This window comes from Bacillus sp. LR--39 (genome assembly GCF_053613335.1).
This window is the reverse complement of sequence record NZ_JBSIOT010000651.1, coordinates 1-814: the sequence shown is the minus strand read 5'-3', so window position 1 is coordinate 814 and position 814 is coordinate 1. Positions and strand designations below refer to the sequence as shown.

The 814-nt window shown below is 53.9% G+C and carries 1 protein-coding gene; it reads left to right on the top strand.

What is annotated here, in order from left to right:
- On the top strand, window positions 1-814 hold an 814-nt coding region (locus tag ACWHAR_RS25590; RefSeq protein WP_452088247.1), incomplete at both ends, for a TIM-barrel domain-containing protein.

Genomic DNA, 814 nt, shown 5'->3' with positions numbered 1-814 from the left:
CTTTGACGGATCAGATCCCGAAAGAATGCACAATTATTATTCTTATTTATACAACAAGACCGTATTTGACTTGTTGAGGCAAAAGCGCGGCGAACGGGAAGCGGTCGTGTTTGCAAGGTCTGCGACGGCCGGCGGCCAGCAATTTCCCGTACACTGGGGCGGGGATTGTTTTGCCAGCTATGATTCAATGGCTGAAAGCCTGCGCGGCGGCCTGTCGCTTTCTCTTTCAGGCTTCGGCTTCTGGAGCCATGATATCGGCGGATTTGAAAGCACGGCAACAGCCGATTTGTATAAGCGCTGGACCGCATTCGGCCTCTTGTCGACGCACAGCCGCCTGCACGGGAGCGAGTCATACCGCGTTCCGTGGCTGTTTGACGAAGAAGCGGCCGATGTCATGCGGTATTTTGTCAAACTGAAGCACAGGCTGATGCCTTATTTGTACGCCGCTGCACATGAAGCGCACGCTGAAGGCATTCCGATGATGCGGGCGATGCTCCTCGAATTTCCCGGAGACAACACCTGCCACTGGCTTGACAGACAGTACATGCTCGGCGGAAGGCTGCTCGTCGCTCCCGTTTTTCAGGAAGACGGCGCTGTCCGTTATTATTTGCCAAAAGGCACGTGGACACACCTTTTGACGGGAAAAGAGACGGAAGGCGGAGAATGGAAAGAAGAACGGTACGGCTATATGGGGCTTCCCCTGTTCGTCAGGGAAAACACACTGCTGCCGCTGGGGCAGGAATCCGGGCGACCTGATTATGATTATCTCGACGATGTGACGTTCTGCCTCTATCATTTAAAAGACGGCTGTACA